Origin of the sequence: Halomonas ramblicola (assembly GCF_030409215.1) — a bacterium.
GTDB lineage: Bacteria > Pseudomonadota > Gammaproteobacteria > Pseudomonadales > Halomonadaceae > Halomonas > Halomonas ramblicola.
The window spans coordinates 1-14,471 of record NZ_JAUFPL010000010.1; the positions used below are offsets into that span (position 1 = coordinate 1).

Genomic DNA, 14,471 nt, shown 5'->3' on the forward strand with positions numbered 1-14,471 from the left:
CACCGCGGAAATGTCGTGGCTGATGAACCACTCCAGACGCCGGCGATAGCTCTCGGCGTCGAAGCGGCCCTCCTGGTCGAAGTCGGTGATGGGAAACGACAGCAAGCCATCACCGATGGCTTGTACCACTGCTTGTCTGGAAAACTTCACTCAATCCCCCTCTTTTTATTGATGTTTCGTCTCGACATTTGCCATACATCATACAAACTAAGTGAGAGCAAGATGTATGACAACAAAGACTATGGTCGATAAGACGAAGGTCGTAATGGCGGGGATGCACAAAAAAGCGCCCGCCGGTTGTCGACCGACGGGCGCTCGTGGATCAGCGATGCCTCGCGACTGGCCTCAGGGGACCGTGCTGATCATCTCGAAGCCGGGGTTCACGAAGACGCGGTTATTGGCGATAACGCTCATCCTTCCCCCTTCAGGACAGGTCCCCCGGGGACGTGAACCCCACGAGACGCGCACAACCGGCCGCCCACACCTCGGCCGTGAGCTCCGCCACGGCGGCGGTAGGGAAGCCCGGGCCACGATCGCCCCGCCCCTCCACCAGCAGCCCGGCGAGTGCCCCGACCAGCGGCATATGGCTCACCAGTATCAGCGGTCGGTCGTCCGGCTGCTCGAGCAGCCAGTCGGCCACCGCCTGGGGCGGATCGTCGGGGGTGAGGATCGACAGCGACTCGACCTCGTGGCCGAGGGCCTCGGCGATGGCGTCCGCGGTCTGCCGCGCCCGCCGGTAGGGACTGGCCAGCAGGCGCAGGCCGGCCAGGTCGTCACGGCCCGCCAGCCAGGCCCCCACCCGTCGGGTCTCGTCCAGGCCCCGTTCGGTGAGGGGGCGATAGATGTCGGGGCTGCCCGGGCCCGCCTCGCCGTGGCGCATGATCAGCAGTCGCTCAGCCATGGGGGCCTCCTTCGTCGCGATGGGCCTGGCGCACGTCCTCCCGGGAGAGGATGAACTCCACGTCGCTGCTCTGCTCGCCGAGCATCAGCATCTGCGCCATCTCCTGGGCCGGCACGCCCTTGAACAGCACCTGGTAGAGGCCCTCGGCCAGCGGCATGTAGACGCCCTCCTCGCGCGCCTTGTCGCGCACCAGGTGCACGGTGTTGACCCCCTCGGCCACCTGGCCCAGGGCCTCCACGGCCTCGTCCAGGGAGTGGCCCTCGCCCAGGGCGTAGCCGACCCGGTAGTTGCGCGACAGGTTCGACGAGCAGGTGACGATCAGGTCGCCCACCCCGGCCAGGCCCAGGAAGGTCATGGGATTGGCGCCGCAATAGACGGCGAAGCGGCTCATTTCCGCCAGCGCCCGGGTCATCAGCATGCTGCGGGTGTTCTCGCCCATGCCGAGTGCCGCCGCCATGCCGGCGGCGATGGCGTAGATGTTCTTCAGCGCCCCGCCCAGCTCCACGCCGTAGCGGTCGTTGCTGGCGTAGACCCGGAAGTAGTCGCAACCCAGGGCCGTCTGCACCCGGGTGCGGGTCTCGGGGTCGTCGCTGGCGATCACCGTGGCGGTGAGCTGGCGGTCGGCGATCTCCGAGGCCAGGTTGGGGCCCGAGATCACGCCGATATGCGGGAAGCCGGTCTCCTCCTCGAGGATCTGGCTCATCAGCTTGAAGCCCGCTTCCTGGATGCCCTTGGTGGTGCTGACCAGGATCTGCGCCGGGTCCAGGTACGGACGTGCCTGGCACACCACCTCGCGGAAGGCCTGGGAGGGGATGGCCACTAGCACCAGTTCGGCGCCCTCCAGCACCTCGGCCATGTCATTGGAGGCGACCACCGAGGCGTTGATGGCGTAATCGGGCAGGTAGCGCCCGTTGCGATGCTCGCGATTGATCTGGGCCGCCAGTTCGGGGTCGCGCAGCCACTGGCGCACCCTGGCCCCATTGTCGGCGGCAATGCTGGCGAGCGCGGTGCCGAAGCTGCCACCGCCCAGCACCGCCACCCGCATGCGTTCCTCTGCCATGATGAGCCCCGCACGGATGGATGGATGGAAGTGGGATTGTAGCGAAAAAGACGCCCGGACCGTCACCGGCCCGGGCGTCTTTGATGGCGGCCTGGAAAACTGGCCGCGGGAGAGCAGCGTGCGTCAGTCGACCAGCGGCAGCAGGTCGTCGATGCTCTTGCGGGCATCGCCGTAGAACATCCGGGTGTTCTCCTTGAAGAACAGCGGGTTCTCGATGCCCGAGTAGCCGGTGCCCTGGCCACGCTTGCAGACGAACACCTGCTTGGCCTCCCAGACCTTCAACACCGGCATGCCGGCGATCGGGCTGTTGGGGTCCTCCTGGGCGGCGGGATTGACGATATCGTTGGAGCCGATGACGATCACCACGTCCGTCTCCGGGAAGTCGTCGTTGATCTCGTCCATCTCCAGCACGATGTCGTAGGGCACCCTGGCTTCCGCCAGCAGCACGTTCATGTGTCCGGGCAGGCGGCCCGCCACCGGGTGGATGCCGAAGCGCACGTTCTTGCCGGCACTGCGCAGCTTGCGGGTCAGCTCGCTCACCGCGTTCTGCGCCTGGGCCACCGCCATGCCGTAGCCCGGCACGATGATCACGCTGTCGGCGTCGTTCAGGGCGCTGGCCACGCCGCCGGCGTCGATGGACACCTGCTCGCCCTCGATCTCCGCGGCCGGGCCCTGGCTGCCGCCGAAGCCGCCGAGGATGACGTTGACGAAGTTGCGGTTCATCGCCTTGCACATGATGTACGACAGGATGGCACCGGAGGAGCCCACCAGGGCGCCGGTGACGATCAGCAGGTCGTTGGACAGGGTGAAGCCGATGGCCGCCGCCGCCCAGCCGGAGTAGCTGTTGAGCATCGACACCACCACCGGCATGTCGGCGCCGCCGATGCCCATGATCAGGTGGTAGCCGATGAAGAAGGCCAGCAGCGACATCAACAGCAATGTCCAGAAGCCCGCGCCGCTGAGATAGAGAATGGCCAGCAACAGCGACAACGCCGCCGCGCCGGCATTGAGCAGGTGGCCACCCGGCAGTTGGCGGGGCTTGCCGTCCACCTTGCCGGCCAGCTTGCCGAAGGCGATCACCGAGCCGGTGAAGGTCACCGCGCCGATGAACACGCCCAGCACCACCTCGATCTGCAGGAACATCAGTTCCGCCGGGTTCTTGGTGGCCACCAGGGCGGCGAAGGCGGAGAAGCCCTCGGTCGAAGACTCCGCGAGCTGGGTAGCCAGCACACGACGCCGCTCCAGGTCGGCGTTCCAACCCACGAACACCGCCGCCAGGCCCACGAAGCTGTGCAGTGCCGCCACCAGTTGCGGCATCTCGGTCATGTCGACCTTCTTGGCGACATAGGCACCGATGGCCGCCCCGATGATCATCATCGGCACCATCCACCAGTAGCCGCCGATGCCCGGCCCGAAGGCGGTGAAGAAGACCGCCACGGCCATGCCGACGATGCCGTACCACACCGCCCGCTTGGCCTTCTCCTGGTTACTCAACCCCCCCAACGAGAGGATGAACAGCACACTCGCCGCGATCGATGCGGCAGATACGAATCCTTGACCCAACATGTCGTGTCTCCGCCGCTCAGGATTTCTGGAACATGGCGAGCATCCGGCGTGTCACCTGGAAGCCCCCCACGATGTTGATGGAAGCGATCAGCACCGAGATCGCTGACAGCAGCACCACCAGGAAGCTGCCGGAACCGATCTGCAGAATCGCCCCGAGGATGATGATGCTGGAGATGGCGTTGGTCACCGCCATCAGCGGGGTGTGCAAGGAGTGGCTCACCCCCCAGATCACCTGGAAGCCCACGAAGCAGGCCAGCGCGAAGACGATGAAATGCTGCATGAAGGAGACCGGGGCCACCTGGCCGAGCAGCAGCATCAGCGCCCCGCCCACGCCCAGCAGGCCCACCTGGCGCTTGGTCTGGGCCTTGAAGGCGGCGTGCTCGGCGGCGCGCTTCTCCTCCGGGGTCGGCTCCTTCTCCTTGGGCTTGGGTTTGGCCGCGGCGATCGCCTTCACCTTGGGCGGCGGCGGCGGGAAGGTGATCTCGCCGGCGTGGGTCACGGTGGAGCCGCGGATCACGTCGTCCTCCATGTCATGCACGATCTTCCCATCCTTCTCGGGGGTGAGATCGGTGAGCATGTGGCGGAGGTTGGTGGCGTAGAGCAGCGACGCCTGGGTCGCCATGCGCGAGGGGTAGTCGGTGTAGCCGACGACGGTCACGCCGTTGTCGGTCACCACCTTCTCGTCGGGCTTGGTCAGATCGCAGTTGCCGCCCTTCTCGGCGGCCAGGTCGACGATCACCGAGCCCGGCTTCATGGCCTCGACCATGTCCTCGAGCCACAGCTTGGGCGCGGGACGGCCGGGGATCAGCGCCGTGGTGATGACGATGTCCACGTCCGGGGCCTGCTCGCGAAAGCACTCGAGCTGCTTCTCGCGGAACTCGGGGCTGGAGGGCGCCGCATAGCCGCCGCTCTCCGCACCGTCCTGGCTCTCGTCGAAATCGAGGAACAGGAACTCGGCACCCATCGACTCGATCTGCTCGGCCACCTCGGGGCGCACGTCGAAGGCGCGTACCACGGCGCCCAGGCTGGTGGCCGTGCCGATGGCGGAGAGCCCCGCCACGCCGGCACCCACCACCAGCACCTTGGCCGGTGGCACCTTGCCCGCGGCGGTCACCTGGCCGGTGAAGAAGCGCCCGAAGTTGTTGCCGGCCTCGATCACCGCGCGATAGCCGGCGATGTTGGCCATGGACGACAGGACATCCATCTTCTGGGCCCGCGAGATGCGCGGCACCATGTCCATCGCCACCACGGTAGCGCCCTGAGCCCGGCACTTCTCGAGCAGCGCCTCGTTCTGGGCCGGCCAGAAGAAGCTGATCAGGGTCTGGCCCTCGCGCAGGCGCTCGGCCTCCGCCTCCTCGGGCTCGCGGACCTTGATCACCACCTCGGCCTGGGTCCACAGCGCCTCGGCGCCGTCGACCACGGTGACGCCGGCGCTGCGGTAGGCGTCGTCGTCGAAGCCGGCGGCGGCGCCGGCCCCTGATTCGATCAGGCAGTCGTGTCCAAGCTTCTGGATGAACCGCGCGCTGTCAGGGGTCAGCGCGACGCGCGCCTCGCCCTTGGCGAGCTCCTTGGGTGCACCAATCTTCACGTTGGATCTCCCTTGTGGTTATTGAAAAAACCTGCAAGTGTCAGTCCGCTATTCATACCTGACGATGCCGCAATGCACAACCGCCGGCCGGCCAGACAACAGCCCTCCAATGTAGCACTATCCGGCTGAAATTTCTGAAGAAGCGAACACTCTTACGTTGACGTAAAGCGCTCACCGGGGGGCGCAATGCCGGATACGCGCAGGCCGCCCGAAGGCGGCCTGCAGGGGGCGTCGGCATCGCCGTGGCGATGGCGGTGGGGTCAGGCGCTCAGCAGGGCGTTGAGGCGCTTGACGTAGGCGGCCGGATCGTCGAGATGACCGCCCTCGGCGATGATCGCCTGATCGAGCAGCACACGGGCCAGATCGCCGAAGGCATCGCCCTCGGCACCCTCCAGCCTGCCCACCAGGGCGTGCTCGGGGTTGAGCTCGAGGATCGGCTTGACCTCGGGCAGCTTCTGGCCGGCGGCCTCCATGATGCGGCGCATCTGGAAGCCCATCTCGTGCTCGGGCAGCACCACGCAGGCCGGCGAGTCGGTGAGGCGGTGGGTCACCTTGACCTCCTGGACCTCGTCGCCGAGCGCCTCCTTGACCCGCTTGACCAGATCCTCCTTGGCCTTGGCGGTCTCCTCCTGGGCCTGCTTCTCCTCCTCGCCCTCGATCTCGCCGAGGTCGAGCTCGCCCTTGGCCACGTCGACGAAGGCCTTGCCGTCGTACTCGTGGAGGTGGCTCATCAGCCACTCGTCGATACGGTCGGAGAGCAGCAGCACTTCGATGCCCTTCTTGCGGAAGATCTCCAGGTGCGGGCTCGACTTGGCGGCGTTGAAGCCGTCGGCAACGATGTAGTAGATCTTCTGCTGCCCCTCCTGCATGCGCTCCACGTAGTCGGCCAGCGACTGGTCCTGGGTGGCGCTGTCGGTGTGGGTGGTGGAGAAGCGCAGCAGGCCGGCGATCTTCTCGCGGTTGGCGAAGTCCTCCGCGGGCCCCTCCTTGAGCACGCTGCCGAAGGTGTTCCAGAAGGTCTGGTAGGCCTCCTTGTCCTTGGCCAACTTCTTGAGCATGTCCAGGGCGCGCTTGGTGAGGGCGGACTTGATCTTGTCGACCTGCGGGTCCTTCTGGAGCAGCTCGCGGGAGACGTTGAGCGACAGGTCGCGACTGTCGAGCACGCCCTTGATGAAGCGCAGGTAGAGCGGCAGGAACTGCTCGGCGTCGTCCATGATGAAGACGCGCTGCACGTAGAGCTTCACGCCACGGGCACCGTCACGCTCGTAGAGGTCGAAGGGCGCACGGCCCGGTACGTAGAGCAGGCTGGTGTACTCCAGCTTGCCCTCGACCTTGTTGTGGCTCCAGGTCAGCGGGTCGGCGAAGTCATGGGCCACATGCTTGTAGAAGGCCTTGTATTCGTCGTCGCTGATCTCGCCCTTGGGGCGCACCCAGAGCGCGGTGGCCTCGTTGACGGTTTCCCAGGTGACGGTTTCGCTGCCCTCGATCTCGTTGCCGTCCTCGTCGCGGGCCTTCTCGACCCTGGGCATGCGCACCGGCACCTCGATGTGGTCGGAGTACTTGCGCACCAGGCTCTTGAGGCGGAAGTCGTCGGCGAATTCCTGGGCGTCCTCCTTCAGGTGCAGGACGATCTCGGTGCCGTGGGTCTCGCGCTCGACGTCGGCCACGGTGAACTCGCCCTCGCCCTTCGAGCGCCACTCCACGCCTTCGCTCTTGTCGCTGCCCGCCTTGCGGGTGCGTACCGTCACCTCGTCGGCGACGATGAAGCTCGAGTAGAAGCCGACGCCGAACTGGCCGATCAGCCTGGCGTCCTTCTGCTGCTCGCCGGAGAGCTGCTGGAGGAACTCGGCGGTGCCGGAACGCGCAATGGTGCCGAGGTTCTCGATCACCTCGTCGCGGCTCATGCCGACGCCGTTGTCGCGCACGGTGACGGTACCCGCCTCGGCGTCGTGTTCGATCTCGATGCGCAGCTCGCTGTCGCCCTCGTAGAGGGCGTCGTTGTCCAGCGCCGCATAGCGCAGCTTGTCGCAGGCGTCGGCGCCGTTGGAGATCAGCTCGCGCAGGAAGATCTCCCTGTTGGAGTACAGGGAGTGGATCATCAGGTGGAGCAGTTGCTTGACCTCGGTCTGGAAGCCGAGGGTCTCCTCGTGATGCGTCGCTGTGGTCATGTGGCGTAAACCCCTCTATTCGACATGACGGTGGTGGCCGGGAATCGGCTATCGATATGGGGGCCTGGCGAAGCTTTTCAAGCCTCGTCGGCGGCTGCCTCGCCCAATACGAAGTGCAGCCGAGTCGTGGCCACCGCGACCGCCTCAGGAGGCCGCACCGTCGTCCTCCCGCCCCGACGCCTCGCGCCAGGCGCGATAGGGCGCCAGGGCGGCATCCACCCGGGTCAGCAGCCAGCCGACGATCACCGCGTCGTCGAGCACCCCGACCAGCACCAGCATGTCGGGAATCAGGTCCAGCGGCGAGACCAGGTAGACCAGGGCCGCCAGCATCCACCCCAGTGCCGACCAGGGTACGGGGCGGTAGCGCCCCTTGAGGACGTCGCGGAGCATGGGCAGGAAGAGCCGCAGGGCGCGGGCCATCTGCCCCAGCAGGCGGGAGCGCCGCCGCAGCCGCGCCACCAGGTTCCAGCCAGCCTTCGCCATCTTCGTCCTCCTTGCCCGTCCTCGGGGATGCCGCTACACGATAGGCGATCCTCACACCCGGCGACAGTCTGTCCCTGCTGTCGTGGTGAGCTGTCGTGGTGAGGCGACACTATCCAGGCGCCCCGCCATCGGCGAGGATGAGCACTGCGCCGAAGAACGTTCAACGCATGAGGGTACCCGGATGCCTGCACGCCCGACCTGCCGCCCCTGGCGCGCCCTGACGGCCGCCGCCCTGCTCTGCCTGCCCCTGTTCGCCCAGGCCGACGACCGCGCCATGCGTGACGCCCTGGCGGCCGCCCGCCAGCAGGAGTGGCAGCGGATCGACGACCGCGCCATCGAAGGCCATGTGCTGGCCGGCTACGTGGAGTACCACCGCCTGCGCGATCGCCTGCCCAGGGTCGAGCCGGACCGGGTGCTCGACTTCGTCGAGCGCCACGCCGACTCCCCTCTCGCCGACTGGATGCGTGGCCAGGCCATCGCCAAGTACGGCCACGCCGGGCGCTACCGCCACCTGCTGGCGGTCGCCGACGGCGAACCCGCGGGCACCACCCGCCAGTGCTACTACTACACCGCCCTGCTCGACCGCGACCCCGCGGCCGCCGCCGAGGGCGGTCGGGCGCTGTGGCACGCCGGCCGCTCCCAGCCGGACGCCTGCGACACCCTGTTCGACACCCTGCGTGCCCGGGGCGAGATCGGCGAACTGGAAATCTGGGAGCGCCAGATGCTGGCCTGGCAGGACGGCGAGAGCGGCCTGGCCCGCTACCTGGGACGGCTGCTCGGCGATCGCTGGCAGGCAGACCTCGATGCCGTGGATCGCCTGCAGAAGGACTACGCCGCCATCACCCGAGTGCCCTCCTGCATCGGTCCCGACTGCCGCGGCAGCGGCGCCTTCTTCGCCGCTGCCATGCATGGTTTCGTGCGCGCCGACACCGAGGCGGCCCTGGAGGCATGGCGCAAGATCGCCCCGCACCTGACGATCGCTGACCGCCACCGCCAGGCCATCGAGCATGACCTGATCTTCTACTCCCTGGTGCGCGAGGTACGCCAGAATCGCGCCTGGGGGGACCAGGCCCTGGCCGGGCGCAGCGACCCCGACCTGCTGGAGCTGCGCGTGCGCACCGCCCTGGCCGACCGCGACTGGCAGGGCGTGATCGACTGGGTGCACCGCATGCCCGACGAGACCCGTCGCGACGAGCGCTGGCAGTACTGGCTGGGGCGCGCCCTGGAGAAGCTCGGCGACGAGGCCACCGCCCAGCGCGCCTATGCCGCCGCCGCCCAGGGACGCAGCTTCTTCGGCTTCGCCGCCGCCGACCGGCTGGGCCGGCCCTATGCCCTCAACCTGGAGCGCAACGGCTTCGACGAGGCGTACCGCGAGCGGGTCGCGCGCTGGCCCGCGGTGCAGCGCACCGAGGCGCTGCTGCGCATCGACGAACCGGGCCTGGCCGCCAGCGAGTGGTACGCCGCGGTGGGCCGCGCCTCCCCGCGCGAGGCCCGCGCGCTGGGCGATTACGCCCAGCGTCGCGGCTGGCACGCCAAGCTGGTGCAGACCACCATCGTCGGCGAGATGTGGGACACCCTGGAGTGGCGTTTCCCCGAGGCCTATCGCGATCACTTCCTGCACTGGGGGCGCATGACGGGGGTCGATCCCTATCTGCTGATGGGCATCGCCCGCCGCGAGAGCGCCTACAACCCCGAGGCCGTCTCCCCCGCCGGGGCCCGCGGCCTGATGCAGCTGATGCCCGGCACCGCCACCCAGCTCAGCCGCCAGTTGGGCATCGGTGATCCCGGCGCCTACGGGGTGCTCGACCCCGAGCTCAACATCCGTCTGGGCAGCACCTATATCCGCGACATGCTCGACCGCTACCGGGGCAACCGCCTGGCCGCCACCGCCGCCTACAACGCCGGCCCCGGGCGGGTCGACCGCTGGCTGGCCGAGGCCCCCGAGGAGTTCGACCTCTTCGTCGAGAGCATCCCCTTCCGCGAGACGCGCAACTACGTCCAGGCGGTGCTCAGCTACCGGGCAATCTTCGAGAGCCTGGCCAACGGCGGCGACAGCCAGGGCGTGGCGATGCTGACGGACGCCGAGAAGACGGTGCGCTACGACCGCTCGCTGCTCGCCAGGAACTAGCCGGGTTGGCGTTCCAGCGCCAGCTTGACGCCGAAGACGATCAGCACCCCACCGGTGAGGCCATTGAGCCAGCGGGCGAAGGCCCGGCTGGCCAGCAGCCGCCCCGCACCACCCACCATCAGCGCAATGCTCAGCTGCCAGAGGTTGGCGATCACGAAGTGCACCCCGGCCAGGAACAGCGACTTGACCAGCGCCGGGTCGCCCGGCGCAATGAACTGCGGCAGGAAGGCCATGTAGAAGACCACCGTCTTGGGATTGAGGACGTTGGAGAGCAGCCCCTCGCGCAGCGGCCGCCAGGCCGGCACCGCCTGTCGCTGCCCGGCCACGCCGGCCACCGGCAGGCCGTGGCCACGGCGGGCGGCCAGCAGGCTCTGCAGCCCCAGCCAGATCAGGTAGCCGGCCCCGACCAGCTTGAGCACGCCGAAGGCCCAGGCCGACTGCAGCAGGATCAGCGAGATCCCCAACGCCGAGACGGCGGCATGCACGAACAGCCCGCAGCAGATCGCCAGGCTGGTGAGCACGCCGTCGCGCACCCCGCCGCGGGCGGTGTTGCGGATCACCAGCAGGGTATCCACCCCGGGACTCATGCTGAGCAGGGTGATGGCCACCAGGAAGGGCCAGAACTGGGCATCGATGAGCATGGGGAGGCGGCTCCTTGCGTGGAGGGACGGGCTTGCCGGCCGGGGGGTTTCGATCTACAGTGATCTTGCGGCTTGTGGAAGGCCCGGCACCGTGGGCAACCGCCCGTCACCCGGTGGCACCGTCCCGGCCGCAGCGTTGGTCAGCAAGAATCGAGTCGTCAGTTGCGTACGTCCTCCTTGCCTCACCACGCACCGCGGGCCCGCCGGGCCCGGCAAGATCACTACCGCATGTTAAGGAAATCGACAATGGCAACTGGCACTGTCAAGTGGTTCAACGACACCAAGGGTTACGGCTTCATCTCCCCGGACGACGGCGGCGATGATCTCTTCGCCCACTTCTCCGAGATTCAGGCTGAAGGCTTCAAGTCCCTGCAGGACGGCCAGAAGGTCACCTTCGAGGTGACCCAGGGCAAGAAGGGCCTTCAGGCCTCCAACATCCGCCCCGCCGACTGATCGCGTGTCCGGCGGGGCGGCACCACCGCCTCGTCAACCTTCGGAAGGCCCACCTCGGTGGGCCTTTTTTGTGGCCGGCACTCAGGGCGACTCCGTGGTCTCCGCCTCGGAGTCGGACTCGGCGTCCGATGCCTCCGGTTCCATGGGCTCCAGCTCCAGCGGCTCGCTGTCCATGGGCTCGAACTCCGGGACCTCCGACTCCATCTCCTCGAACTGTTCGTCCAGGCGCCGTTGCGCCTCCTCGAAGCGGCGCTCCTGTTCCTCGATGATGGCATCGATTTCGCTGTCTGACGGACCGCTTTCCCCCAGGGGCTCGCTGTCCGGCTCCGACTCGATGTCGATGTTCGACTCGAAGGCCTCATCGTCCATCGGCTCGGGGGCCGGGGCCTCCCTCTCGGCTTCCTCGAACTGCTCATCGATGCGCCGCTGGGCCTCCTCGAAGCGGCGCTCGGTCTCCTCGATCATGGCGTCGACATCGTCCCGGGTCGCCTCACCGGGCAGGGCTCCCTCTTCCTCCAGGGCGTCCTCGGGCGACTCGCCGAGGGTCTCGGCGTCGGCGTCCACCTCCTCTTCGGGCACTGGCGCCTCGGCCTCTCCAGCCGGCGCCTCGGACTCGACCGGCATCTCGTCGGGGTCCTCCGACGCCGGGTCCTCATCGGCCGGGGCTTCCTCGGTGGGTGGCGTCTCGGCGGAGGGCGCCTCCGTCTCGGGGGCCGCGTCATCGTCGCCATTGCCGCAGCCGGCCAGGCCCAGCGTCAGCAGCAACGCCAGCATGGCCGGTTTCCAGGGTCTCATCGCCATCCCAACTCCTCCATCACAAAGCGGCCATTGCACCAGAGCCACCACGCCCCCGCAAGTCGGGCCCGGGTGGCGAACGACCAGGCCTCCCCGTATCTTGCCGCGTTCCATGGCGTCTGACTACGCCTCCCCGAGTCGACCCAGGGGCAGCGGGCAGCCCAGGGTCCAGGCCACCGCCCGCAGCAGCTCGGCCTCCTCGGGGTCCAGGCGGCCGTCCTGCTCCACGCAGCACACCATGGCGGCCAGCAGCGGGCCACGCTCCGCGGTCGCCAGGCGAGCCAGGCGACCCAGGGCCCAGTCCAGCTCCTCCACCCTGGGGGGATCGCGCACCAGGTGGAGCGACACCCCCAGGGCCTCGCCGACCTTGCCGAGCGCCTGCGCCGCCGCCTCGGGAGTGGGCTGCCCGGCCATGGCCAGGGTCGAGAGCAGCCGCGACAAGGGCCCGCCCAGGTCGCCCAGCCGCCGGTCGCGACGGGCCCGGCGCTCCCCCTCGATGCCCGCCAGCACCAGGCGGTGCAGGGCCCACTGCTGGGCCCCGGGCGCGGACTCCGTCGCCATCAGCCGGGTCAGACAGGCGCGGAAGCGAGCGAACTGGGCGACACTGAGCCGCCGCAGCTGCGGCATGGCCAACTCGATCAGCGGCAGGCGATCGCCCGGGGCGAGCGCCGCCAGGGGGCTCGCCAGGCGGTCCAGCTCGCCGAGCACCTCGGGCAGGGCCTGGTCCTGCAGCACGCGACGCTGGGCCTCCCGGCTCGACGGCTCGGCCCCCATCAGGATGCCGTAGACCAGGGCACGGGCGGCGAACGGCTCGTGAGCGGCCTCGACGAGTCGCTCGTCCAGGCCGGCCAGCCGCTCGCGGGCCAGCGCCAGCGAGGTGGCGTCGGGCTGGCCCACGCCGGCCAGCACCGCCCCGCCCATGGCCGGCTCCCCGGCGCCCGCCGACGCCTCTGCCGGCTGTCCGGCCGCAGTAGACCGCGGCGTCGGCGCGAAGGGCTCGGGCAGGCTGCCGTCCCAGCCCGGCAGCACCCGGCGGATGCGCGCTTCCAGGGGCGGATGGGTGGCGGTCAGCCGGCCCAGGCTGCGCACCCCGCTGCCGAAGTAGAGATGACTGAACTCGGCGGCATTGGCCGCCAGCAGGCGTGACCCGAGCCGATAGGCGGCCAGGGTCTTGAGCGCCCCGCCGAGCCCCCCGGGGTTGCGGGTATACTGCACCGCACTGGCATCGGCCAGGAATTCTCGCTGGCGGCTCACCGCCGCCTTGATCAGGTTGCCGCACAGCGTGCCCGCATAGCCCACCAGCATCAGTCCCAGGCCCAGCCCCACCAGGGCCACATGCCCGCCGCCGCGCCGCGAGCCCCGCCGCCGACCCGTCCCGTGCAGCAGCATACGCCCTCCCAGGCCGATCACCAGGATGCCGTGCAGCAGCGCCACCAGGCGCAGGTTGAGGCGCATGTCGCCGTGCAGGATATGGCTGAACTCGTGGGCGATGACGCCCTGCAGCTGATCGCGGTCGAGGTGCTCGATGGCCCCGCGGGTCACGCCGATGGCGGCATCGGCGGGCTCGTGGCCGGCGGCGAAGGCGTTGATGGCGGCGTCCTCCAGCAGGTAGACCGCCGGCACCGGCAGGCCCGAGGCGATGGCCATCTCCTCCACCACGTTGAGCAGCCGCCGCTCGTCCGGGTCGCGGGTCGCGGGTTCGAGCGGACGCCCGCCCAGCGCCTCGGCCACCGCGGCGCCCCCGGCGCGCAGCTGCAGGTGGCGCACCAGGGCCCCGGCCATTACCACGATCACCACGCCCAGCGCCACCCAGCCGAACAGCCGCGGCTCCAGGGCCCGGGCCAGCGGGTCACCGCCGCCGAGCCGGTCGTCGAAGAGCACCACGGCCACCGCCACCAGCAGGCTGGCCACGGTCACCAGGCCTGCCACGGCGACGACCAGCAGCAGCACCAGGCGGCCGGAGAGGCGACGGGCGCGATCCTGGGCGGAGAAGAAGTCCACGGCGGGCTATCCCTCAGAAGCTGACCCGCGGTGCGGCCTGGATCTCGGCGCTGTCCTCGAACTCCAGCAGGGCGGCGTCCTGCTTGTGACCGAAGGAGGCCGCCAGCAGCACCGGAGGGAAGCGCTGCTTGTAGGTGTTGTACTGCATCACGGCATCGTTGAAGGCCTGGCGGGCGAAGGCCACGCGGTTCTCGGTGCTGGTCAGGGTCTCGGAGAGCTGGCGCATGTTCTCGGAGGCCTTGAGGTCGGGATAGGCCTCCATCACCAGGTTGAAGCGGCCCAGCGCCTGGCCCAGGGCCCCCTCGGCACCGGCCAGCTCTGCCATGGCGCCGGGCTCGCCGGGTCGCGCCGCGGCATGTTGCAGGCCCACCTCGGCGGCGTTGCGCGCCTCGGTCACCGCGGTGAGCGTCTCGCGCTCGTGGCTCATGTAGGCCTTCGCCGTCTCCACCAGGTTGGGGATCAGGTCGTAGCGCCGCTTGAGCTGCACCTCGATCTGGGCGAAGGCATTCCGATAGCGGTTCTTCAGCGATACCAGGCGGTTGTAGATGGCCACGCCATAGACCATCAGCAGTGCCAGCACCACCAACAGCAGGATCGTCGAGAATTCCATGTTGGCTCCTCGTGTGAAGGGACGCGCTCCGCACCTTGACCTGTATCAAGCCATCGTCGCTGGCGCTCCATGCCGGC

12 protein-coding genes and 1 pseudogene are annotated in these 14,471 nt (G+C 68.8%); 2 read left to right on the plus strand and 11 right to left on the minus strand.

Annotated elements, in window-relative coordinates:
- The 7 genes and pseudogenes from QWY80_RS01755 to QWY80_RS01785 form a co-directional block, all read right to left on the minus strand.
- Positions 1 to 150 (minus strand): annotated as a pseudogene (locus QWY80_RS01755) (5-dehydro-4-deoxyglucarate dehydratase); the annotation flags it as partial.
- Positions 151 to 424: 274 nt separating this feature from the next.
- The gene (sixA, locus tag QWY80_RS01760; protein ID WP_290228953.1) at positions 425 to 901 is read right to left on the minus strand and encodes a phosphohistidine phosphatase SixA; all 477 of its coding nucleotides are present in this window, start codon (positions 899 to 901) and stop codon (positions 425 to 427) included.
- A complete protein-coding gene (locus QWY80_RS01765; RefSeq protein WP_290228954.1) occupies positions 894 to 1,961 on the minus strand; it encodes an NAD(P)H-dependent glycerol-3-phosphate dehydrogenase in 1,068 nt (355 codons plus the stop codon). Before QWY80_RS01765 ends, sixA begins: the two co-directional genes overlap by 8 nt.
- A 123-nt stretch (positions 1,962 to 2,084) precedes the next feature.
- Positions 2,085 to 3,527, minus strand: coding sequence for an NAD(P)(+) transhydrogenase (Re/Si-specific) subunit beta (locus tag QWY80_RS01770; RefSeq protein WP_290228955.1), 1,443 nt, complete (start codon positions 3,525 to 3,527; stop codon positions 2,085 to 2,087).
- 16 nt (positions 3,528 to 3,543) lie between these two features.
- Positions 3,544 to 5,115: a Re/Si-specific NAD(P)(+) transhydrogenase subunit alpha gene (locus QWY80_RS01775; protein ID WP_290228956.1), complete on the minus strand. Its 1,572-nt coding sequence runs from the start codon at positions 5,113 to 5,115 to the stop codon at positions 3,544 to 3,546.
- 260 nt (positions 5,116 to 5,375) lie between these two features.
- Positions 5,376 to 7,283: a molecular chaperone HtpG gene (gene htpG, locus QWY80_RS01780; protein ID WP_290228957.1), complete on the minus strand. Its 1,908-nt coding sequence runs from the start codon at positions 7,281 to 7,283 to the stop codon at positions 5,376 to 5,378.
- Between the two features lie 144 nt (positions 7,284 to 7,427).
- Positions 7,428 to 7,766 (minus strand): YkvA family protein, encoded by a 339-nt coding sequence (locus QWY80_RS01785; RefSeq protein ID WP_290228958.1) that lies wholly within the window; start codon positions 7,764 to 7,766, stop codon positions 7,428 to 7,430.
- Positions 7,767 to 7,947: 181 nt separating this feature from the next.
- Between QWY80_RS01785 and QWY80_RS01790 the strand changes: the two genes are divergently transcribed.
- Complete coding sequence (locus tag QWY80_RS01790) at positions 7,948 to 9,894, plus strand: transglycosylase SLT domain-containing protein (protein WP_290228959.1); 1,947 nt, start codon at positions 7,948 to 7,950, stop codon at positions 9,892 to 9,894.
- Here the strand turns inward: QWY80_RS01790 and QWY80_RS01795 are convergent.
- The gene (locus QWY80_RS01795; protein WP_290228960.1) at positions 9,891 to 10,535 is read right to left on the minus strand and encodes a LysE family translocator; all 645 of its coding nucleotides are present in this window, start codon (positions 10,533 to 10,535) and stop codon (positions 9,891 to 9,893) included. The two genes, QWY80_RS01790 and QWY80_RS01795, sit on opposite strands and share 4 nt — an antisense overlap.
- A gap of 246 nt (positions 10,536 to 10,781) precedes the next feature.
- On the opposite strand from QWY80_RS01795, the gene QWY80_RS01800 reads away from it, so the two are divergent.
- Positions 10,782 to 10,988, plus strand: coding sequence for a cold-shock protein (locus QWY80_RS01800; RefSeq protein WP_023005630.1), 207 nt, complete (start codon positions 10,782 to 10,784; stop codon positions 10,986 to 10,988).
- Between the two features lie 81 nt (positions 10,989 to 11,069).
- Here QWY80_RS01800 and QWY80_RS01805 read toward each other — a convergent pair whose 3' ends face one another.
- From QWY80_RS01805 to QWY80_RS01815, 3 genes are all read right to left on the minus strand, one after another.
- Positions 11,070 to 11,789, minus strand: coding sequence for a hypothetical protein (locus QWY80_RS01805; RefSeq protein WP_290228962.1), 720 nt, complete (start codon positions 11,787 to 11,789; stop codon positions 11,070 to 11,072).
- A gap of 117 nt (positions 11,790 to 11,906) precedes the next feature.
- Positions 11,907 to 13,784 carry a M48 family metallopeptidase gene (locus QWY80_RS01810; protein ID WP_290228963.1) on the minus strand — a complete coding sequence of 626 codons (1,878 nt, stop codon included), beginning with the start codon at positions 13,782 to 13,784 and terminating at the stop codon, positions 11,907 to 11,909.
- A 13-nt stretch (positions 13,785 to 13,797) separates the two neighbouring features.
- On the minus strand, positions 13,798 to 14,394 hold the full coding sequence (locus tag QWY80_RS01815; RefSeq protein ID WP_290228964.1) for a LemA family protein: 597 nt from the start codon (positions 14,392 to 14,394) through the stop codon (positions 13,798 to 13,800).
- Between the last annotated feature and the right edge of the window lie 77 nt (positions 14,395 to 14,471).